The sequence below is a fragment of the Cupriavidus sp. 01L45 genome, assembly GCF_056399885.1.
Map to the genome: position 1 here is coordinate 63,378 of NZ_JBFTSG010000027.1, position 20,478 is coordinate 83,855.

The 20,478-nt window shown below is 63.2% G+C and carries 17 protein-coding genes; 11 read left to right on the forward strand and 6 right to left on the reverse strand.

Translation table 11 applies throughout. From position 1 onward, the window contains the following. Window positions 1-105 precede the first annotated feature (105 nt). A complete protein-coding gene (locus tag AC1DT6_RS19375; RefSeq protein ID WP_441634366.1) occupies window positions 106-693 on the forward strand; it encodes a DMP19 family protein in 588 nt (195 codons plus the stop codon). Between the two features lie 167 nt (window positions 694-860). Here the strand turns inward: AC1DT6_RS19375 and AC1DT6_RS19380 are convergent, their stop codons facing one another. The 3 genes from AC1DT6_RS19380 to AC1DT6_RS19390 form a co-directional block, all read right to left on the reverse strand. After that, window positions 861-1,208 carry a hypothetical protein gene (locus tag AC1DT6_RS19380; RefSeq protein ID WP_441634368.1) on the reverse strand — a complete coding sequence of 116 codons (348 nt, stop codon included), beginning with the start codon at window positions 1,206-1,208 and terminating at the stop codon, window positions 861-863. Between the two features lie 955 nt (window positions 1,209-2,163). Continuing rightward, window positions 2,164-3,249, reverse strand: a complete 1,086-nt coding sequence (locus AC1DT6_RS19385) for a Zn-dependent alcohol dehydrogenase (RefSeq protein WP_441634370.1) — start codon at window positions 3,247-3,249, stop codon at window positions 2,164-2,166. A 144-nt stretch (window positions 3,250-3,393) separates the two neighbouring features. Next, window positions 3,394-4,284 carry a mechanosensitive ion channel family protein gene (locus tag AC1DT6_RS19390; RefSeq protein ID WP_441634372.1) on the reverse strand — a complete coding sequence of 297 codons (891 nt, stop codon included), beginning with the start codon at window positions 4,282-4,284 and terminating at the stop codon, window positions 3,394-3,396. Between the two features lie 255 nt (window positions 4,285-4,539). Between AC1DT6_RS19390 and AC1DT6_RS19395 the strand changes: the two genes are divergently transcribed. Both AC1DT6_RS19395 and AC1DT6_RS19400 read left to right on the forward strand, forming a co-directional pair. Next, window positions 4,540-6,072: an amino acid permease gene (locus tag AC1DT6_RS19395; RefSeq protein WP_441634374.1), complete on the forward strand. Its 1,533-nt coding sequence runs from the start codon at window positions 4,540-4,542 to the stop codon at window positions 6,070-6,072. An 82-nt stretch (window positions 6,073-6,154) separates the two neighbouring features. Continuing rightward, complete coding sequence (locus tag AC1DT6_RS19400; protein WP_441634375.1) at window positions 6,155-7,825, forward strand: amidohydrolase; 1,671 nt, start codon at window positions 6,155-6,157, stop codon at window positions 7,823-7,825. On the opposite strand, the gene AC1DT6_RS19405 is transcribed toward AC1DT6_RS19400, so the two are convergent. Genes AC1DT6_RS19405 through AC1DT6_RS19415 form a run of 3 tightly spaced genes read right to left on the reverse strand, consistent with a single transcriptional unit; the run spans window position 7,734 to window position 10,156 of the window. Further along, a complete protein-coding gene (locus AC1DT6_RS19405) occupies window positions 7,734-8,552 on the reverse strand; it encodes an amino acid ABC transporter permease (RefSeq protein ID WP_441634377.1) in 819 nt (272 codons plus the stop codon). The two genes, AC1DT6_RS19400 and AC1DT6_RS19405, sit on opposite strands and share 92 nt — an antisense overlap. Next, window positions 8,545-9,285, reverse strand: coding sequence for an amino acid ABC transporter permease (locus AC1DT6_RS19410; RefSeq protein ID WP_441634379.1), 741 nt, complete (start codon window positions 9,283-9,285; stop codon window positions 8,545-8,547). Before AC1DT6_RS19410 ends, AC1DT6_RS19405 begins: the two co-directional genes overlap by 8 nt. A 40-nt stretch (window positions 9,286-9,325) precedes the next feature. Then, window positions 9,326-10,156 (reverse strand): ABC transporter substrate-binding protein, encoded by an 831-nt coding sequence (locus AC1DT6_RS19415; protein ID WP_441634381.1) that lies wholly within the window; start codon window positions 10,154-10,156, stop codon window positions 9,326-9,328. 1,170 nt (window positions 10,157-11,326) lie between these two features. Between AC1DT6_RS19415 and AC1DT6_RS19420 the strand changes: the two genes are divergently transcribed. The 8 genes from AC1DT6_RS19420 (at window position 11,327) to AC1DT6_RS19455 (ending at window position 20,470) form a co-directional block, all read left to right on the forward strand. After that, window positions 11,327-13,810, forward strand: a complete 2,484-nt coding sequence (locus tag AC1DT6_RS19420) for a type VI secretion system Vgr family protein (RefSeq protein ID WP_477111144.1) — start codon at window positions 11,327-11,329, stop codon at window positions 13,808-13,810. A 16-nt stretch (window positions 13,811-13,826) separates the two neighbouring features. Next, window positions 13,827-14,723, forward strand: a complete 897-nt coding sequence (locus AC1DT6_RS19425) for a DUF4123 domain-containing protein (RefSeq protein ID WP_477111143.1) — start codon at window positions 13,827-13,829, stop codon at window positions 14,721-14,723. 175 nt (window positions 14,724-14,898) lie between these two features. After that, the gene (yiaA, locus tag AC1DT6_RS19430; RefSeq protein ID WP_416051639.1) at window positions 14,899-15,363 is read left to right on the forward strand and encodes an inner membrane protein YiaA; all 465 of its coding nucleotides are present in this window, start codon (window positions 14,899-14,901) and stop codon (window positions 15,361-15,363) included. 73 nt (window positions 15,364-15,436) lie between these two features. After that, window positions 15,437-16,183, forward strand: a complete 747-nt coding sequence (locus AC1DT6_RS19435) for a DUF3304 domain-containing protein (protein WP_441634290.1) — start codon at window positions 15,437-15,439, stop codon at window positions 16,181-16,183. After that, on the forward strand, window positions 16,180-17,124 hold the full coding sequence (locus AC1DT6_RS19440; RefSeq protein ID WP_441634288.1) for a DUF3304 domain-containing protein: 945 nt from the start codon (window positions 16,180-16,182) through the stop codon (window positions 17,122-17,124). The genes AC1DT6_RS19435 and AC1DT6_RS19440 overlap by 4 nt, the downstream gene beginning before the upstream one ends. Continuing rightward, window positions 17,121-18,056, forward strand: a complete 936-nt coding sequence (locus tag AC1DT6_RS19445) for a DUF3304 domain-containing protein (RefSeq protein ID WP_477114816.1) — start codon at window positions 17,121-17,123, stop codon at window positions 18,054-18,056. Before AC1DT6_RS19440 ends, AC1DT6_RS19445 begins: the two co-directional genes overlap by 4 nt. Continuing rightward, window positions 18,053-18,526, forward strand: coding sequence for a phospholipase effector Tle1 domain-containing protein (locus AC1DT6_RS19450; protein WP_441634284.1), 474 nt, complete (start codon window positions 18,053-18,055; stop codon window positions 18,524-18,526). Before AC1DT6_RS19445 ends, AC1DT6_RS19450 begins: the two co-directional genes overlap by 4 nt. Window positions 18,527-18,622: 96 nt before the next feature. Then, window positions 18,623-20,470, forward strand: a complete 1,848-nt coding sequence (locus AC1DT6_RS19455) for a phospholipase effector Tle1 domain-containing protein (protein WP_441634282.1) — start codon at window positions 18,623-18,625, stop codon at window positions 20,468-20,470. The last annotated feature ends 8 nt before the right edge of the window (window positions 20,471-20,478 follow it).

Consider the following 20,478-nt stretch of genomic DNA (forward strand, 5'->3'; position numbering starts at 1 on the left):
CGCCTTTGGAATGGCGGCGAGCCCTTCCTATGTGATTCCTTATGTCGCCATTGCCGGTTGGTTATTCCCGCGTGGCATACATACTCAATACCTTCAGGCTTTCCCATGAACGAACGACTGCCTTGCACAGCTTGCAGCGAATTCATTCTTGCAGACACCGCAGCGAGAACCGGCGGCTTGTGCATGCCGTGTAAAGGCGGCTATCGGCAACAGATTGACGACGGCAGGAAGCGCCGTCAACTCGAGCGCCAATACGAGGAGAGCGCCGAGCGGAAATACCGGATCGACCTGGTCAGCCGTGTTCACGGCGAAGGTGGCGGATTTCAGTCCCTTGTGGCACGTGAGAGAACATATTTCGCCGTGATCTGCCTCATAGGCGAGGTTTATGGCGGCGGATTCCATCAGTTCTTCTCCAACAGCGCCGGAGAACTTTACGATTGCGCTTTCGATGGCCTCCTGGAGATGGAGGCGAGCCAGTCGCCGGCGCTCCTGCTGCGCGCCAAAGAGTTGCTCTTTGGGCAACAGGCTGTGCCTCTGGAGCGCAGACGCCGCAATGAACTGCTGCCCAACCTTGAGACGTTCGACACAACGGAACTTGATGCGCTGGAGAAGGATTTCTGGGCTGACCCGGATAAGCTTGGCGATCGATGTGCGCGGTTCGCACATCGGCATGGACTGTATTCGCGCGACTGAAGTGAATAACCGGGCAGCGGCCGGTCATTCCGGTTCGCCATACGCGCTATTGCCGCCCCGCATTTTCCATTATTTTGCGCGCACTTTATCACCCGATGAGCTGATGAATGAGCGCACCACTCGTTGCACCTTGTGCGTTCGCACCCCATCAACATCGCGGCGATGGATCAGAAAGGTACCGGGCCGGTGTGATTGAGCTGGCGATAGGCAAATTGCAGACTCCAGGGCGCGTAAACGTAGTGCAGCGCTCGCCCCACAGCTGTGCCGGCGGCTTGCGGGCGGCCCTCATCGCCCACCTTATCGCCCAACTCCAGCGTGACATGGACCAATAGCGCTGCCTTGACGTCGGAGTATCGGTCGCGTGGCAAGAGCCTGGCTGCGATGTTCTGGGCAATGTCCTGCTTTTGCGGCGGCAGGCTTGCCAGGGACACGGTGGCCAACGCGCAGTATCCGCTGCCCTTCAAGGCAAGCTGCCACAATTGCCATTTTCTTGAGGCATTCATCTTCATCTTCATTTGAGAGTCCTTATGTCTTCAAGTCGTTGTCAGCGGGGGCGGCGGGGCAGACCGAACCGAAACCGGCCGACGCTACGGATACGAGAACGTAATCGTGCTGCGCGGGCTAACCGTGGCTGGCTTGATGGTCGGTTCGGTCTTCACGTATTTTGCAGCCAGGGGAATGTTGAGGTTGCCCCGCCGACGCCGACGAGCGGCCGACATGCCATGGGTTGGTGTTTCCCTTAGCCGCCGGATCCGGCAAGGCGGGCAACACGATGGCATTGCTCGCTCCGGATGTCACCTTGATCGTCCCTGGGGCTGAAAGATGGAGGCTATTTTCGCTGCGCCGCTTGCCGTCTGCATCCCGCGGCCTTACGACGGCCATAGTCTGCAGCGGAATGGTGCAAATGCCGGCGACAGGGTGTCCTGAAGCAATCAGGATATCGAAATTGCAGGTCGTTCAGAATAGGACGAGTACTAAAATGCGTGCCGTCGACGAGGATACGCTTCGTCGCTGGCGTATCGCGGGCAGGTCGATGCCACGGTCGGTGAGCATCATGGTGTCTCCTTGCCATGCGGTGAGGATTCGCGCGGCCTTCCCCGGAGCTTGGTGAGAAACCCCAAAAAAAAGCCCAGGCTGTCAAGGGGAGAACAGCCTGGGGTGCGAGCGCGGGCAGGAGGGGGTCACCCACTATGCAAAGGTGGATCGGCACACGCGGGCGTGCCGACCGACGAAGTCTAACGAGACTTCATCGTGCAGGGAATCGGATAAGTCCGAAATCGCAGGGGCATTCGGCGAAAATATTCAGCGCGCCGTGGCGGCGCCAACCGGGCTGATGGTGAGCGGCCAGACCAGCGCGGTGATGTGTGTGGTCGCGATGTGGGAGAGCGTTGCGGCGGCGCGGCCGGCATGCCGTGGCGGACGGGACGACGGTGGCCTGGGCGGAGCACGCCCGGGCCACGCCTGCGGCGCTCAGTGCTCGAACATGATCACCGAGCGTGCCAGTTCACCCCGGCGCAGTTCGTCGAACGCTTCGTTGATGTTTTCCAGCGGCATGCGGCGCGAGATCAGCTCGTCCAGCTTGAGCTTGCCCGACAGGTAGAAATCCACCAGGCGCGGCATATCCACCGGGAAGCGGTTGGAGCCCATCATCGAGCCCTGGATGCGCTTTTCAGCCAGGAAGTCGGTGCCCTTGATCTCGATCTTCACGCCCGGCGCGATCATGCCGATCACCGTGGCGGTGCCGCCGCGCCGCAGCATGGAGAAAGCCTGCTCGGCGGTCTGCTTCAGGCCGATGGCTTCGAAAGCGTGATGCACGCCGCCGCGCGTGAGTTCGCGCACGGCTTCCACCGCGTCCACGTCGGCGGCGTTGATCACATCGGTTGCGCCGAATTTTCTGGCCAGCTCCAGCTTGCCGGGCACGCGGTCGATGGCGATGATGCGGCCGGCGCCGGCAATGGCGGCGCCGTTGATGGTCGCCAGGCCGATGCCGCCGCAGCCGATCACCGCCACGGTTTCGCCGGGGCTCACGCGCGCGGTGTGCACCACGGCGCCGACGCCAGTGGTCACGGCGCAGCCGATCAGCGCCGCGCGGTCCAGCGGCATCTCGCGGCGGATCGCCACCAGCGCGTGCTCGTGGATCAGCATCTGCTCGGCGAACGCCGACAGGTTCAGGAACTGGTTCATCGGCGCGCCCTTGGCCAGCAGGCGCGGCTCCTCGCCTTCGCGGCGCCTGGTGTCCGGCTCGACGCACAGCGACAGGTGCCCCGTCAGGCAGTGTTCGCAATGGCCGCAATAGGCCGACAGGCAGGTGATCACATGATCGCCGGGCTTGACCGTGCGCACTTCCGAGCCCACCTGCTCCACCACCCCGGCGGCTTCATGGCCCAGCACCACCGGCATCGGAAAAGGATAGGCGCCGTCGAGAAAATGCAGGTCCGAATGGCAAACGCCCACCGCCGCCGTACGCAGCAGCACCTCGTGCGGCCCCGGCTTGCCGATGGCGACGTCTTCGATCACAAGCGGGGTCTTGGGATGATGCAGGACAGCGGCTTTCATAGGTCTCCTCGTTGTTCGATATCGTTCGACACAGTTCGCTACGATTCCCGTCCCCGGCAAGGGCGGCGGCACGGCTACCATACAACCGAAACGCGGTTCAGTGAAGCCATAAAACGGTTCCCTCCCTGGCCAAACGCTTAAGCATCAGGAATGCGGCGCCGCCTTGTCCTGCTGTGCAGGCGCGGGCTCGGCGCTGGCCGCCACCATTGCCGACGCCAGCGTCGCGTTCCGTTGCTGGTGGTACTTGCGCAGGATCTGCTGCGCGGTCGACAGCCTCGAGGCCACCGGCACCGGGAACCGCACCAGCACATCGAGCCGGTCCGCCGCCATGGCTTCGAACATCACGCGCGGCTCGAACTGCGAGAGATCGAGAAAGCGCGAGCCGCCGTATTCCTGCAGGCTGTGCCGGGCCTCGGCCAGGAACGGCGCGCACACTTGCTCGGTGATCGCGATCAGGTCGGCCTCGACACGGTCCGGGTCGCTTTTCTCGGGCAGCGGGATGCGCAGCGTGTCCAGCGTGTACTTGCCGGACTGCGAGTGGTTGCGCACGGCCACGGTCAGCAACATGCTGTTGGGAATCTGCACCGTGGAGCCGGTGAACTGGCGCGCGCCGGCGATCTCCACCAGCGTGGTGGTCAGCGCATCCATGTCCACCACTTCGCCCGAATGCGGGCCGATTTCCACGATGTCGCCAAGCTGGAAGGGGCGCGCCATCATGCGCAGGAAGGCGCCGAGGAAACACATCACCAGTTCCTTGCCACCGATCACCAGCGCCACCGCGAAGGCGGTCAGCGAGATCGCCACGCTCTTGAGTTCGGACACCCAGATACCCAGCAGCAGCAGGAACACCACCGCGGCAACCGCGTTGCGCGAGGCCACGGTCCAGGTGCGATAGCTGCCGCGATTGTCCTTGTCCCCTTGCTGGCGGGCCTGGAAGAAGCGGTTGATGAACTTCACGGCCAGCATGCCGGCCAGCACGATGCCGGCGCTCAGTGCGATGTGTAGGAGATAGCTGTCGTTGAAGGGCAGGTTCATGAGGTTCGGTCCGAATACCGCGAGGATGCAAACCCTCGATTCTAGCCATGCCGCAGTGCAACGAACGCAAAACCGGCCGCACGCGCCGCGCCGCCTTTCCCCACGCGGCGTTTTCTCTTATGATGCCGCCCAATGTACCGGCCGGTGAATGTATTCCATGTATCCCCGTTTGCCCAGGCCGGGCACGGCCGGATGCGGACGACACCGGTGAATGCGGGCGCGTCCGGCCCGGGCGCCCCAATCCTTTTCTTCTCTATGACCCGCCAGCCATCCACTCCCCACGCTCCGCCGCCCGCCCTGCGCCGCACCCTGCGCGCGCGCCATCTCACCATGATCGCCATCGGCGGCTCGATCGGCACGGGGTTGTTCGTGGCCTCGGGCGCCACCATCGCGCAAGCCGGGCCGGGCGGCGCGCTGGTGGCCTATGTGCTGATCGGGGCCATGGTGTATTTCCTGATGACCAGCCTGGGCGAACTGGCTGCGTATATGCCGGTGTCGGGCTCGTTCGCCACCTACGGCGCGCTGTATGTCGATGAAGGATTCGGCTTCGCGCTGGGCTGGAACTACTGGTACAACTGGGCGGTGACCATCGCCGTGGAGCTGGCGGCGGCGCAACTGGTGATGCAGTACTGGTTCCCCGACACGCCCGGCTTGCTGTGGAGCGCGTTGTTTCTCGGATTGATGTTCCTGCTCAACGCCATCTCCGTGCGGGGCTTCGGCGAGGCCGAGTACTGGTTCGCGCTGGTCAAGGTGGTGACGGTGGTCGCCTTTATCGTCATTGGCGTGCTGATGATCTTCGGCATCCTGCGCGGCGATACGGGCGGGGTGCCGGCGGGACTGGTGAACCTGACCGCGGGCGACGCGCCCTTCGTCGGCGGCCTGCCGGCGATGATCGGCGTGGCCATGATCGCCGGTTTTTCCTTCCAGGGGACCGAGCTGATCGGCGTGGCCGCCGGCGAATCGGCCGATCCCGCCAAGAACATCCCGCGCGCCGTGAGGCAGGTGTTCTGGCGCATCCTGCTGTTCTATGTGCTGGCGATCCTGATCATTGGCATCCTGATTCCCTACACCGATCCCAGCCTGCTCAAGAGCGATGTGGAAACGGTTGGCGTAAGCCCGTTTACGCTGGTGTTCCGCCATGCGGGACTAGCATTCGCCGCCGGCGTGATGAACGCGGTGATCCTGACGGCGGTGCTGTCCGCCGGCAACTCCGGCATGTACGCCTCCACCCGCATGCTCTACAACCTGGCGACCGAGGGCCGCGCGCCGCGCCTCTTCGCCCGCCTGACGCGCAACGGCGTGCCGATGGCGGCGCTGCTGGCTACCACCGCGGTGGGCGCGCTGTGCTTCCTGACCTCGATGTTCGAGAGCAAGTCGGTCTACCTGTGGCTGCTCAACCTGTCGGGCATGACGGGCTTTATCGCCTGGCTCGGCATTGCCATCAGCCACTACCGCTTCCGCCGCGGCTTCGTCGTGCAGGGCCTGGACCTGTCGCGCCTGCCCTATCGCTCGCCCTTCTTCCCGTACGGCCCGATCTTCGCGTTCGCGCTGTGCCTGATCGTCACGCTGGGGCAGAACTACCAGGCTTTCATGGACGGCAAGATCGACTGGGTGGCAGTGACCGCCACCTATGTCGGCATCCCCATCTTCCTGCTGATCTGGCTGGGCTACCGCATCTTGCGCAAGACGCGTTTCGTGCGCTATGCCGACATGAAATTCCCGCCGCTGCCGCCGGCGCGCAGCGAGGCAGGCGGCGCCGCCTTTCCCGCCACGGCGACGGGCGAATAAAGAGCAGTCCGCAGCAAGCAGTCAATCCTGAGAGCAAATAAGAAAACCAAAGCGCTGTACCACAACAACAAGGAGAGTTGATTTGAAACACGCGATCCGCAAGAGCCTGCTGGCCCTGGCCGCCGGCACCGCCCTGTCCGCGCACGCCGCGCCCACCCTGATCGAGTCCGTGCAGGGCTACACCCTGAAGAACGACCAGGTCGCCAGCTTCACCGGCCTGGTGTTCGACCAGGGCAAGGTGCTGGCCACCGGCGACGCCGCCGCGCTGCGCGCGCAATACCCGCAGGCCAAGCGCATCGACGGGCAGGGCAAGACCCTGCTGCCGGGCCTGATCGACGCCCACGGCCACGTGTTCCGCCTGGGCTTCAAGACCACCGAGATCTCGCTGTCGGGCACCAAGGACCTGGCTGAAGCACAAGGCATGATCCGCGCCTACGGCGACAAGAATCCGCAGCGCAAATGGCTGCTCGGCTACGGCTGGAACCAGGTCAACTGGAAGCTGGGCCGCTTCCCCACGGCGGCTGAGCTGGACGCCGCCGTATCGGACCGCCCGGTGCGCCTGGTGCGCGTGGACGGCCACGCCGCCTGGCTCAACACCAAGGCCATGCAGGCCGCCGGCATCACGCGCGACACCAAGGACCCGGCAGGCGGGCGCATCGAGCGCGACGCCAGCGGCAACCCCACCGGCGTGCTGGTCGACAAGGCGATGGCGCTGGTCAACAACGTGATCCCGCCGTATTCCGACGACGACCGCCGCGCCGCGCTGGCCGCCGCGCTGGCGCACATGAACGCGCTCGGCCTGACCGGCGCGGGCGACGCCGGCGTGACCGCGCAGGAAGACCGTATCTACCGCGAGTTCGCCGACCAGGGCAAGCTGACCACGCGCATCTACGGCATGATCCGCGACACCGGCGACGACTTCAAGGCGCTCTCCGCCAAGGGCCCGCTCTCCGGCTACGGCAACGACCGCTACTACCTGCGCGCGGTCAAGCTGTACGGCGATGGCGCGCTGGGCAGCCGAGGCGCCGCGCTGATGGCGCCGTACTCCGACGACCACGTGCACAGCGGCCTGCTGTTCATGAGCGACGCCGCCATGCAGGCCAGCGTCAAGATGGCCATCAAGGCCGGCTACCAAGTCAACGTCCACGCCATCGGCGACGCCACCAACCACCAGGTGCTGGACGCGATCGAAGTCGCCTACAAGGAAGTCGGCGGCCGCGAACTGCGCAACCGCATCGAGCACGCGCAAGTGGTGGCGCTGCCCGACATCCCGCGCTTCAAGCAGCTCGACCTGATCGCCTCGATGCAGCCCACCCATGCCACCAGCGACATGAACATGGCGGAAGACCGCATCGGCAAGGAACGCATCAAGGGCGCCTACGCCTGGCAGACCATGCTCAAGCAAGGCACCGTGATCGCCGGCGGCTCGGACTTCCCGGTGGAATCGGCCAACCCTTTCTACGGCCTGCACGCGGCGGTGACGCGTACCGACCACGAAGGACGCCCGATCAAGGGCTGGCATCCGGAAGAGGCCATGACGCTGACCCAGGCCTTTCGCGCCTTCACACTGGACGCCGCCTACGCGGAGCACCAGGAGAAGACGCTGGGGTCGCTGGAGCCGGGCAAGTGGGCCGACTTCATCCTGGTCGACCAGGACCTGTTCAAGGTGGCGCCGGCCGAGATCTGGAAGACCCGCGTGACGCAGACGTGGGTGGCGGGCGAGCGGGTGTACGCGCAAGGCGAAAGGCAGTAAGCGTTACGTAGCGCCACAGGGGCCGGCGCTGCCGGCTCCGCGTGGCGGCAAGCAGCAGCACCGCCACGCTTTCAATCCCCACGCAGATGAAGAAGTAAAGCAGCGCCACCGCGGCAAACACCTGCGCCGCATACCCCACGCTGCGCCCGTTGACCTGCGTCGCCACGGTAGACAATTCCACCACGCCCACGATATAGGCCAGCGACGTATCCTTGGCCAGCGACACCCAGACATTGCCCAGCGACGGCAGCATGGCGCGCAGCGTGCGCGGCAGCACCACCAGCCACAGCGCCTGCAACGGCGTCATCCCGAGCGCCAGCGCCGCATTGCGCTGGCCCTGCCCGATCGCGGCGAAGCCGGCTTCCATCACCTGCGCGATGTAGGCCGCGCCGATCAGTGCGAGCGCCAGCACCACGGTCTGCACCTCGCCCACATGGACGCCGGCCAGCATCGGCAGCAGGAAGTAAGCCCAGAAGATCAGCATCAGCACGGGGATCGCCCGCAGGCCGGCCAGCAGCGCACGTATCGCGCGCGCCAGCGGCGCTGGCGCCTGGTCCAGCAGCACGGCAACGCCGATGCCCAGCACGGTGGCACCGGCGCAGGCCAGCACCGCCATCCACAAGGTCAGCGCGGCGCCCGCCAAGGGGCCGTCCGGAAAGGCGCCCGAGAGCAGGTAAGGCAACTGCCCGAGCACCACGGCCCAGCCGGAGATCGCGTGATCAGGCACGTGCCGCCTCCGTCCATCCCAGCCACCGCAGCAGCAGCGGCGCGGCCGCCTGCAACAGCAGAATCAGCGCCATGTATAGCAAGGTGGCCAGGCCAAACGCCTGGAAAGTCATCAGGCTGTCCGTCTCCACCTGCCGCGCGGCGTAGGACATCTCGGCAAAGCCGATCGCCATCGCCAGCGAAGTGTTCTTGATGGTCTGGCAGAACTGCCCCGCCATCGGGCGCGCGGCAATACGCAGCGCCTGCGGCAGCACCACGCGCCAGAACGCGGCGGCGGGCGTGAAGCCCAGCGCCAGCGCTGCCGCGCTTTGGCCCGCGGGCACATTGGCCAGCCCCGCCTCCAGCTCACGCGCATAGAAGGCGCTGGCATAGAGGCCGATGCCAACCAGGCTGGCGAGCGCTTCGAGCGAAGGCGCGGGCAGGTGCAAGCCACCCAGGTGGATGCCCCGCCAGCTGTAGAGAACGCCGATCGCGTCCTCGCCGAGCAGTTGTGCCGCACCGAAATACCAGAAGAACAACTGCACCAGCAATGGCGTGCGGCGCAGGAAGCCAACCGCGCCGCGCGCTGCCACGCGCAGCGGCGCCAGCGGGCTACGCGCGAGCGCCAGCCAGAATGCGGCAAGCACGCAGCCGAGCACGAACACCGCGAGAGACAGCGCTACCGTCAGGCCGAAGCCGGCGGCAATCCAGCCGACGTACCTGGCAGGCAGCGGCTGCAGCAGGATGGCTTGCATCCCCACGGCTAGCGTTGCCCGTCGGCAAGAGGCAACGCGCTCATTTCACCGCGCTGCCAATCGTGAAATCGCGCGCCAGCGGCGCCGCGCTCTTCGGGCCGAACCACTTGTCATAGATGCGCGCGGCGGTGCCATTCTTCTCCAGGTCCGCCAGGATGCGGTCGATCTCGGCCGTCAGGCGGTCCTCGCCCTTGGGAATGCCCACGCCCATGTATTCGCGCGTCAGCGTGAACGAAGAAATCTCGAACTGATCCTTGTTCGGCAGCGTAGCCAGCAGGGCACCCAGCTTCGCCCCGTCCTGCGCGAATGCCTGGATCGCGCCGCTGCGCAGCGCGGTCAGCGCCAGCGGGGAGTCGTCATAAGCGATCACGCGCGCGTCCGGATACTTCTGCCGCAGCGTGGTCTCCTGCGTGGTGCCCTTATCCACGCCCAGGCGCCACGCCCTGAGGTCATCCGGCTGCCTGAGCGTGCCCTTCTTCGCGATAAACTGCAGGCCGCTGGCGAAATACGGGGTAGAGAAGCCGATCTGCTGGCGGCGCTCATCCGTAATGGTGAAGTTCGCGGCAACGATATCCACCTTCTGCGAAGCCAGCAGCGGAATGCGGTTAGCCGGATTGGTAGCGCGGAACTCCGGCTTCACGCCCAGCCGTTTGGCGATCTCGGCGGCGTAGTCCACATCGAGGCCCACCGGCGTGGCGCTGCCCGCCTCGACAAAGCCGAACGGCGGGTTCGCATCGAACACGCCCACGCGGAGCACGCCGGCCTTCCTGATGTCATCGAGGCGGTCCGCCATGGCGGGGCTCGAAGCAAGCGCGGTGAGGCCGGTGAGCAGCGTCAAGGCAGCCTTGAACAGCGGCGAAGGGATACGCATGGGGAGTCTCGCTAAGGGTTGGATGGCGAGACAATAGCGGTGGGCACTCAGGCCGGGAACGAATGGTTTTGCAGATGGTTATGCCATCCCGGGAGCCCMATCGGCAGGCCTCCACCCAAGTTAAGCCTCAAAAGCCGCCATTGATCGACGCAAGTTATTGACAGGCAGGGAGATCTGAGCTGCCGCCGCCCTGCTTGCGCAGGCTTTTTGCGCAAGCAGGGCGGCGGCCAATAGAGGATCCGACGACTTGCTCTTGCTCGACCGCGGCTACCCCGCAGACCGTCCGGCTGATCCGGCGGATCTCGCCAGCCGGTAAGGTGCGCGTGCTCATCACCAATCCGCTCGACATGCACCGCTATCCGGCTGCCACCTTTCGCGATCTCTATCACCGGCGCTGACACCTGGAGGAGGGTTTAAACGTCTCAAACACCGCATGGCACTCGAACACCTGTCCGGCCTCTTACAGATGGCCGCCAAGCAGGACTTCGGTGCCAAAATCCTGAGCGACTACCTCCACGCCCTCTGCTGCCTTGGCGCCGCGCAGGAACGGTTGATCCGAACCATCGGATCAACCGTTCCTGCGCCATCACCGCCTTCAAACCTGTCCTGTCAGCGGCGCTGCTCGGCTTGCGCTGGGCCAAGGCTGCTCTGAATGAGACCTTGCACTTGATTGCAACACGTACCCATCGCAGGCGACCGGATCGCGCTAAGCCACGTCCGTCTCGCCACAAGCTTCATCGACATGCCGCCTACAAGGCTTTCTGAGGTTTAACTTGGGCGGATTGCCCAACAAGATTGACAATGTGAAAAATTGCCCCCCATTTTCCCGCAATGATTAAACTTGATCAATCGGACTTGTCCTAATTTGATGTGAATATTTTTGTTCTCTGTGATACACAATTTATCTACCGTAATTTTTCGAAATCTCAGAACCGGCGCGGCCATTTTATTACGCTCCGGGAAAGACGGTGTAACACATAGGAACAGGAGTTATGAATTAGGAATGATGACTAGGAATAGTAAGAAAAATCTGAATTTACCCAATTATTTTAATTAGTTAACAATCATGAGAAACTCTTTGCGTATAAGATCGCGTTCTCCCCGCAACGAGTGTCTTGTCTGTATCGCGGTCACCTTGCGGCAATCCTTACTGCCAGGAGGCCACCCCGCATGGGTATTCGCGACAACCTGCCATTCCTCTCCAACCGGACGGTCACTGTAAAAGGAGCAAGCCTGCCGCAGGTGCTGGGCGAGCCCGTGCTGGTCTTCTCGCGCCTCACTGGCACCGATGGCCTGAATGGCCTGTTCGAGTATCAGCTTGAACTCAGAACGCCCGATGCGCGCAACGCATCCTTTGGGCCGGCAGCCGACCTCGACAAGAAAGCACTGGAGGGCCGGGAGCTGACCGTCGAGATCGAACTCGATGGCAGCGGGATGGGCCTCGATGGTGGCGTCGGGGCCGGCAAGCGTGAAATCACCGGGCTGGTGACAGAGGTGCGTGGTCCCATCCAGGCCGATCGCCATCTCATCTATCGACTGACGCTGCGGCCATGGTTGTGGCTGGCCACACTGAACGCCGGCTTCAAGATCTATCAGAACCTCACCGTCGTCGAGATCCTGGACCAACTACTGTCCAAGTACATCTTTCCAGTGGAGATGCGCCTGAACGTAGCGCAGTACCCGAAGCGCGTGTTCCAGCAGCAGTTCGGCGAGACGGATTTCGACTACTTCCAGCGGCTGACCCAGGAATGGGGGATTTCGTGGTTTCACGAGCATTCCGATGGGCACCACCGTCTCGTGCTCACCGACGGTAACGGCGCCTTCCGCAAATTCACCAGTCCCGCCTACCACACGATTCGATGGCACCACTCAGCGGACCGCGTCGATGAAGAGCATATCTATGACTTCGAGGTCATCGATCGTCTGGTGGCCGGAAAGTGGCGCAGCAACGATTACGATTTCGTGAAGACGCGGGCGGACCTCACGGTAGCCGCCGGAGATCCGCGCGACACCGCGCACTCTACGCAGGAAATCTATGAGTATCCGGGCGACCATGCCCAGCCCTCCACCGACAATGACCCATGGGAGGAGGGCGTGCTCATTGCCCGCATCCGGATGGAAGCGTTGCGCCAGCATGGGCTACGTGGCCGCGGCAAGGGCAACCTGCGCGGTGTGGTGCCGGGATGCACGTTCACCCTGGCCAAGTATCTGATGCTTGACGCCAACTGCGAATACCTCGCCTACGCGACCAGGCTTTTGATCGAGGAGGTCCCGCAGGCCTCGGGGCAGAGGCAATCATGGCGCTGCGAGGTCGAGTTCGAGGTCCAGCCTACCAGTGAGGTCTTCCGCCCGGTACGCACCCAGAAGAAACCATGCACGCAAGGCCCCATTTCCGCAACGGTGGTTGGCCCGAGCGGCCACGAAATTCACACCGACCAGTACGGGCGCATCAAGATCCAACTGCCCTATGACATGTACGGCAGCAACGACGAGCATAGCTCTTGCTGGGTGCGCGTCTCCAATGCCTGGTCTGGCGATCGCTTCGGCTCCACCCATGTTCCCCGGATTGGACAGGAGGTGCTGGTCGAGGGGCTGCACGGTGACCCGGATTGCCTGATCGTCACCAACCGTGTGCCAAACCGGCTCAATCTGCCACCGTGGGAGCTACCCGGCCAGCAAGCCATCTCCGGCTTTCGCAGTCAGGAGTTGACCGGCGGCAATGGCAAAGGCGGCGGGCGGCACAACAAGATGCTGGCCGACGACACGGCCGGCGAGCCGCAGGTGCAGATCGGCTCGGACTACCAGGCCTCCGAGCTGGCACTGGGCCACAACGTCAGCATTCACGACTTTACCGGCCGCAAAGGCAAGCGCGGCGAAGGCTTCGAATTGCGCACCGACGCCTGGGGCGCGCTGCGCAGTGCCATGGGCATGTTGCTGACGACCCACAAGCGATCATCTGGCGGCGACTATGCCATGAGCATGGGTGACATGGTCGACGCGCTGCAGCACGCCGAGAGCCAGACCGAACAACTGGCCGAAGCGGCGCAGACGGCCGGGGCACAGGACGGCGAGCAAAAGGCGGTGGCCAGGGCCATAGCCCAGCAGCATATGGCGCTCAAGGGCGACGGGCCACTCAAGGAATTCACCGCGCCGCACCTGGCGCTCACCAGCCCGGTCGGCATTGCCACGGCCACGCCAGGGCTGACACATCTGCAAAGCGGAACCCACGTTGCCATCACCGCCGGCGAGCACATGTCGGTGACCACGGGCGGCGGGTTCCTCGCCAGCATCCGCAAGGCGTGGCGTGTCTTTGTCTACGAAGCCGGCATGCGCTTTGTCGCGGCCGTCGGCGACATCGACGTGCAGGCGCTGAAGAACTCCATCCACCTGCTGGCCATGCTGGAAATCACCGCCACCGCTAACCGCATCGTCATCAAGGCTAAGGAAGAGTTGCTGCTCGATGGGGGCGGCAGCTATATCAAGCTGATCGGCGGGCGGATCGAACACGGCACCGACGGCGCCTGGATCGTGCATGCCGCGAGCAAGAACATGACCGGGCCGAGCAGTATCCCGGTCGACCTCAAGCCAAAGCAGGTCTGCATTGAATGCCTGCTGAAAGCTGCCGCACGAAACACAGCGCTGGTGCCACGCTAGCCGATGGAGACCCATCATGACCGAAGAGAGCAACCCGATTCATATCTATGCGCTGGTCGACGGCGCGCAGCATCCCCTTCCTATCCGGGATGCCCTCCAGGGGGCGCCGGATATTCGCAATGTCTACGCCGGCCTACCCGAGGAAGCCGCGGGAAACGCCTCGCTATTCCTGGCCCGCATTGACAACGCGAAGGCGCAATGGCTGTCAACGCTCGACAGGCTGGATCACCTTGCCCCCTGCCTGACGCTGATATGGAGCCGCGCCGGCATCGGCGAGCTGGCCGTACACCTGCAATCCTTCCTGCTGGCCGACATCGGCGACGGGATGACCGCCCTGGTCCGGTATTTCGATCCACGCAATCTGGCCTTTGTGCTGGAGGTCTGGGGCAAGGACATCACAGAAGAACTGATGAAACCGATCCAGCAATGGAAGTACCGCGGCTATGCGGAGGATTGGCAGCGCATCGACGGCCTGCTGGATGGCACCCAAACCGTGGTGGGTCCCGTCAAGATCCCGCTTAGTCAGGAACAGGTCGACTTGATCACCACGCATTGCGAGGCGGACCAGCTTCTCGCGGCGCTCATTGAAAACGGTGACGTCAACGGGGATGGGGCCTACTTGCCGCGCTTCGAGGCGTTCGAGGCACGCTATCTGCGTGCGATCCAATGGGGCCTGGAGGAGCCGGCCGACCGCCTGTTGTATTGCCAGTACAGCTACCTGTATGGCGCGGATTTCGATAGCCATCCCGACGTGCGATCCGCATTTGAGCGGAGCACGCCAGACCAGTCCTTCGGAGAGCGTCTTGCCAGCGTATGGCCGACCGTCTGGGAGTCGTTGCTGGCCAAACAGCGAAAAAAAGCGTCCCGAGACCCGACCCAGCCCACGCCTAACAAACCGCTACACGGTACCTAAGCGGCCATTTCAAAAAGCTTCTGGCGTCGTTGCGCGGCCTTGGCCGATCCACTTGTACTGTCTGCGGCCGCGCGCCTGGCCAGRACCGCTTCGCTTCATTTTGAAACAGCCCCTAAACATCAACCACCAACGCTCCACCAACGCACCTCCAACGCAACTATCAATGCAACCATTCATGAACCAGCAATCTCAACAGCCATCCTTCGCCTTCGTCGCCGCTTCGTGGTCCGCACTTCTTGCAGGCTTTCTCGCCTTCCTGGTGGGACTCTTCAACGCCGACATGCAGCTCAATGAGCGTGGCTACTACTTTACGGTACTGGTCTACGGCCTGTTCGCCGCGGTTTCTGTCCAGAAGAGCGTGCGCGACCGGCTGGAAGGCATTCCGGTGACCGGCATCTACTACGGCTTGAGCTGGGTGTCAGTGATCCTGTCCGTGCTGCTGCTTTGCGTGGGGCTGTTCAACGCCACCCTGGCCTTGAGCGAGAAGGGATTCTATGGGATGTCCTTCGCGCTCGCGCTGTTTGGTGCCATCGCGGTACAAAAGAACACCCGCGACACGCAGGCAGCCCGACCGCAGGTGATCGAGCCCCAGTTTGTTCAGATCCAGGAAAGCGACGCCGCGACGCGCCAGGGCGACTAGCCCTTCCCGCCGGCGGCTTACACGATCAGGCGCCGGCTTCAGCGATCGCAACTATGCAGCCTTGCGGATCCATATGCACAACAACACCAGTGTTGCTCGACACCTCTGGCGACTCTGCGCCAGCCTCTCCCTGGTCGCGGCACTGGGCGCCTGCTCCGATCGGCTGTCGGCTTGGTTCTCGCCGTTGTTTTCCGATGCAGAAGTGGAGGCAGCGCCCACGCCTGGTCGCATGCTTGGCGCCGGAGTGAGCGGGCTCAATTACACGCCGCACTTCATCGGCTGGTTCCGCATTACCGGCCCGGATGGCATGCGCGGAGGCGGTCCCAATATCATGCCGGCGCCTCCAGGAGGGCGCTCCGGCGGTGGTGCGCAAAACTGCTGCATCAGTATTCCTGAGGTCTGGCGTCCCGGCATTGAGGTCACGGTCCACTGGTATGCAGGGAAGATCCATGACGGAAAAACACCGGACGTGGTTTATCGCGCCAAGACCGAAGTGCCGCAATACGATGGTGCTAACTCCGGGGAAATGTGGGCAATATTCCTGCCGGATGATCGGGTCAAGATCATGGTTGCGGATGGGAATGCTAATGGCCGAAACAGCGTCGATGCGCGTCCTGCCGACGACGATCCCTTTATCGCTCATGGTGTGCTTGACGAAGGGGAGAGCAAGCGTGTGCGCGCCCGTGGCCGTTCGACCTATTGCGCTAGCGACGAGAGCAGCTGTCCGCCACGACTGCAGGAGAAGAACTACGCACCAGGTGGCCCATGTACTGCGGGCCTGCCATGTCCCCCGACAGCTGAAAAGGAGAAAGAACGATGAATATTCTGCGCTGGCCGGCCAAGATGCCGGAACAAGAAAGGGGGCGTTTTCCGGAAGGGCTCAATGCCTATTCTCTTGGTAGGCCAAAGGTGATCGATCCATTAGGTGCATGCGAACAGACGATCCATGTCAACCTCTTTTTCGACGGCACCGATAACAACGATGACAAGCAAACGCATCGACGGAATGCCGCCAAGCATGACAACGGCGGTGTTGCGCGAATGCTCTGGCGAGTCTGCGCCAGCCTTTTCCTGATCGCGGCATTGGGCGCTTGCTCCGATCGGCTGTCGGCTTGGTTTTCGCCGTTGTTTTCCGATGCAGAAGTGGAGGCAGCGCCCACGCCAGGCCCCAGGGTTGGCGCCAGCGTGAGCGGATTCAACTATACGCCGGACTTCATCGGCTGGTTCCGCATCACCGGCCCGGATGGCATGCGCGGCGGCGGACCCAATATCATGCCGGCTCCGCCGGGAGAGCGCTCCGGCGGCGGTGCGGAAAACTGTTGCATCAGCATTCCTAGGATCTGGCGTCCCGGCATCCAGGTCACGGTCCACTGGCACGTGGAGAAGGTTCAGGACGGAAAAACGCCGGGCGTGGTTTACCGGGCTACAACCGAAGTGCCGCAATACAACGGAGAGAATACGGCCGGCATGTGGGCCATCTTTTTGCCGGGCGACCGGGTCAAGATCATGGTAGCGGATGGGAATGCTAATGGCCGAAACAGCGTCGATGTGCGTCCTGCCGACGACGATCCCTTTGTCGCTCATGGCGTGCTGGATGAAGAGGAATCCAAGGGTGTACGCGCCGGCGGTCGCTTGGCGTACTGCGCCGATGACGAGCGCAATTGTCCACCACGACTGCAGGAGAAGAGCTACGCGCCGGGTGGTCCATGTACTGCAGGCTTGCCATGCCCTCCGACAGTTGAAAAGGAGAAAACACGATGAATATTCTGCGCTGGCCGGCCAAGATACCGGAACGAGACAGCGGGAGATTGCCAGAAGGGCTCGACACACATCCGCTTGGCAAGGCAAAAGTGATCGATCCATTAGGTGCATGCGAACAGACGATCCATGTCAACCTCTTTTTCGACGGCGCCGATAACAACGATGACAAGCAAACTCATCGACGGAATGCCGCCAAGCACGACAACGGCGGTGTTGCGCGAATGCTCTGGCGACTCTGCGTCAGCCTGTCTCTGGTGGCGGCGCTGGGCGCCTGCTCTGATCGGTTGTCGGCTTGGCTTTCGCCGTTGTTTTCTGATGCAGAAGTGGAGGCAGCATCCACACYTGATCGTATGCTTAGTGCTGGCGTAAGCGGATTCAACTACACGCCATACTACATTGATGGCTTTGGCATCACTGGCCCAGATGGCTCGGGCGGCGGTGGCCCTACCATCATGCCTGCTCCTCCCGGAGAGCGCACCGGCGGAGGCGCGGAGAACTGCTGCATCAGCATCCCTGCAGTCTGGCGTCCCGGCATGAGCGTTTCAATTCGATGGACAGTGAACAAGGTCTTGGACGGCAAGACGCCAGGCCTCGTTTACCGTGCCACGTCCACGTTGCCCGAGTACGGCGAACTATCCGGCAGCATGTGGGCCATCTTCTTGCCCGGCGATCGAGTCAAAGTGATGGTGAGTGATAGCACTAACGGGCGTCGGGCGGATATCCGCCCTGGCGACGACGACCCCTTTATCGCTCATGGCGTGCTGGACGAAGAGGAAACCAAGGGTGTGCGCGCTCGTAGCCGTTTGGCGTACTGCGCCGATGACGAGCGCAATTGTCCGCCGCGATTGCAAGAGAAGAACTACGCCCCGGGCGGTCCATGCACCGCAGGCCTGCCATGCCCCCCGACATCCAAAAAGGAGAAGAACCGATGAATATTCTGCGCTGGCCGGCCAAGATGCCGGAGCGAGACAGCGGGCGTTTGCCGGAAGGGCAAGATGCATATTCGCTCGGCAAGGCAAAGGTGACCGATCCGCTTGGAGCATGCGAACAGACGATCCATGTCAATCTCTTTTTCGACGGCACCAATAACAACGACGACGAAAGGAATCCCTGGCGGGATTCAAGGGATAAAGCCCACACCAATGTGGCGCGCCTCTATAACGTGACAAAGGAAGAGCCAGCAGAAGGGCACTTCAAATACTATATCGTCGGAGTCGGTACGCCGTTCCCGGAGGTCGGCGAGCATACCTACTCATCAACTGGCAAGGCATTTGCCACCGGCTTCGGCACGCGCTGTGTCTGGGGCTATACGCGCTTACTGCGGGCAGTCCATCAGGCCATCTCCGGAGGGATTGATGATGGCTACATGGGGAATGCAATAGCCGCCAAAATCTGCGAATAGTTAAACCCAACCGTCACCGCGACCGTGTTCGGCGCAAGGCCGTCATCTCCACTGCTTGAGCAAAAGCTGAACGCCCTGGCCGGCCTGCAGCGCGCCATGGAGAGGGATTGCCAGCGCAACAAGGTGATCAAGAAGGTGTGGATCAACGTCTTCGGCTTCTCGCGCGGGGCGGCGTCGGCGCGCGTTTTCGTCAGCAAGCTGGTCAATGAGTGGGCCAAGGATGGCAAGCTCGCCGGGCTGATCCCCTACCAGGTGAACTTCCTTGGCCTCTTCGACACCGTGGCCTCGGTGGGGCCGCCCGACTCCACCGCGAGCGCCCTCGATTTCGATACCTTCGATGGCCACTTCGACTGGGCAGGGAGCGGCCGGCTCAATATCCCGAAGTCCGTCAGGCGCTGCGTGCACTTCTTCTCGATCCACGAGCAGCGCATGAGCTTTCCGCTAGACACGATCCGTAAGGGCCGCAGCTATCCGGCCGGCCCGGACCGGCTCCTCGAAGTGCCCTATCCCGGTGTGCACTCGGACGTGGGTGGCAGCTATCCTCCCGGAGACCAGGGCAAGTCGCTGGTGAGCGATGCGCACAAGCTCGGTAAGATTCCGCTGCACGATATGTACATCGAGGCACTCAAGGCGGGGGTGCCTTTGCTTCTGGAAACAGATATTCGGAATCCGCCAGGGCGCGTGGACGACTTCGCAATCGCCCTTCCCGTCATCCAGGCCTTCAACGCCTGGCGCGACAGGCTGCCACAAGTGGCGAGCGTGGAAGAGGCCATGGACCTCGGCCTGCGCCAGAACCTGATGTGGCGGACGCTGCGGGCGCGCATTGGCTCCGGTGAGTACGTCTGTTTTCAGCCGTTCTACAGAGCCTGCGAGAGCCGCGAAGGCAAACTGACGCCGCATCAGATCGAGTCGAGGATCGAAGCCGAGCAGGCCAATGACCCGGCGACGCAACGGATGCGGGCCGAGCTGGAGGCGCTAGAACGGCAATCCAGACAGCTTGGCAGCCGGGCCGCATCGATGGGAATCGGCGGCGGCGGCACCGCGGCGCAGCGCCAGGCATTGCTGAAGGAAGACGCCCTGCTGAGAGCCAGCATTGCAGCGAAGAAGGCGGAGATCCAGCGCCGCAAGGAGGAGCTGTATGCCAAGATCGCGGGCAAGAAGCCGGAAGACGCGCGTCCCGGCGAGGGCGCGGATGAAATCGTTGCCAATGACCAGCGCGACCTGCGTGAAGCCGCGGAGGAGTTTCGGCTGCTGTTGGGCTTTCTTCACCCGGATCAGCGTGAGGCACTGGGTGTGCAGACGCATTTTGTCAGGCGTCCGCCCATGCCTGGCGATGTCTTCGGCACCCTGCGCGGCATCGTGGGCCGCGTTCTCGCTGGGCCTATCGGCAACGCGGGCAGCCTGCTCTGCGTGCGGCGGGACAAGAACCCCGACTCGGAGGTGGTCACGCTGGTCCAGCGCGATCTGATGGTGTCGACCGCCGCGGTGCGGCCCTTCAATGCGGGGGACGACGTGCTGGTCCGGCCCGCCGATGAAATGATCGACTACCTGCGCAAATGGACCTCGCCGGCAGCCGTCGATCGTTTCGCCGTTCAGGAGCGGGCAGCCATTGCCCTGTTCGACGATTTTATCCATGACAGCCGGGCGTGGTTCCGAGTCCCGCACTTCCACGAGTACTCGCTGGGCGGCTATGGTTGGGCACGTACGCTCTATATTGGCGACAACACACGTGTGCGGCACCTCGGCATGACCAAGCTCAGCACCTTCGATGCCATGATCGGCGTCAGCAAGGCGGCGGTCCAGTTGGCCAGGAAGGCGGCGCTCGATACGGCGGCCGAGGCAGCAGGCCGCGCCGCGGATGCCATGCTGGACGCCACCAAGTCACGTGGGAAGTCGTTGCTTGACGACATGATCCCCAAGGGGCCGCCATGGCCCCGCCTGTGATGGCGCTG

What these genes read in the sequence shown, in the direction of transcription:
- AC1DT6_RS19390 (WP_441634372.1), bottom strand. Translation starts at nt 4,284, where the DNA reads ATGAACCTGCCCTTCAACGACAGCTATCTCCTACACATCGCACTGAGC.
- AC1DT6_RS19395 (WP_441634374.1), top strand. Translation starts at nt 4,540, where the DNA reads ATGACCCGCCAGCCATCCACTCCCCACGCTCCGCCGCCCGCCCTGCGC.
- AC1DT6_RS19455 (WP_441634282.1), top strand. Translation starts at nt 18,623, where the DNA reads ATGGAGAGGGATTGCCAGCGCAACAAGGTGATCAAGAAGGTGTGGATC.
- AC1DT6_RS19415 (WP_441634381.1), bottom strand. Translation starts at nt 10,156, where the DNA reads ATGCGTATCCCTTCGCCGCTGTTCAAGGCTGCCTTGACGCTGCTCACC.
- AC1DT6_RS19425 (WP_477111143.1), top strand. Translation starts at nt 13,827, where the DNA reads ATGACCGAAGAGAGCAACCCGATTCATATCTATGCGCTGGTCGACGGC.
- AC1DT6_RS19410 (WP_441634379.1), bottom strand. Translation starts at nt 9,285, where the DNA reads ATGCAAGCCATCCTGCTGCAGCCGCTGCCTGCCAGGTACGTCGGCTGG.
- AC1DT6_RS19380 (WP_441634368.1), bottom strand. Translation starts at nt 1,208, where the DNA reads ATGAAGATGAAGATGAATGCCTCAAGAAAATGGCAATTGTGGCAGCTT.
- yiaA (WP_416051639.1), top strand. Translation starts at nt 14,899, where the DNA reads ATGAACCAGCAATCTCAACAGCCATCCTTCGCCTTCGTCGCCGCTTCG.
- AC1DT6_RS19440 (WP_441634288.1), top strand. Translation starts at nt 16,180, where the DNA reads ATGAATATTCTGCGCTGGCCGGCCAAGATGCCGGAACAAGAAAGGGGG.
- AC1DT6_RS19385 (WP_441634370.1), bottom strand. Translation starts at nt 3,249, where the DNA reads ATGAAAGCCGCTGTCCTGCATCATCCCAAGACCCCGCTTGTGATCGAA.
- AC1DT6_RS19420 (WP_477111144.1), top strand. Translation starts at nt 11,327, where the DNA reads ATGGGTATTCGCGACAACCTGCCATTCCTCTCCAACCGGACGGTCACT.
- AC1DT6_RS19450 (WP_441634284.1), top strand. Translation starts at nt 18,053, where the DNA reads ATGAATATTCTGCGCTGGCCGGCCAAGATGCCGGAGCGAGACAGCGGG.
- AC1DT6_RS19435 (WP_441634290.1), top strand. Translation starts at nt 15,437, where the DNA reads ATGCACAACAACACCAGTGTTGCTCGACACCTCTGGCGACTCTGCGCC.
- AC1DT6_RS19375 (WP_441634366.1), top strand. Translation starts at nt 106, where the DNA reads ATGAACGAACGACTGCCTTGCACAGCTTGCAGCGAATTCATTCTTGCA.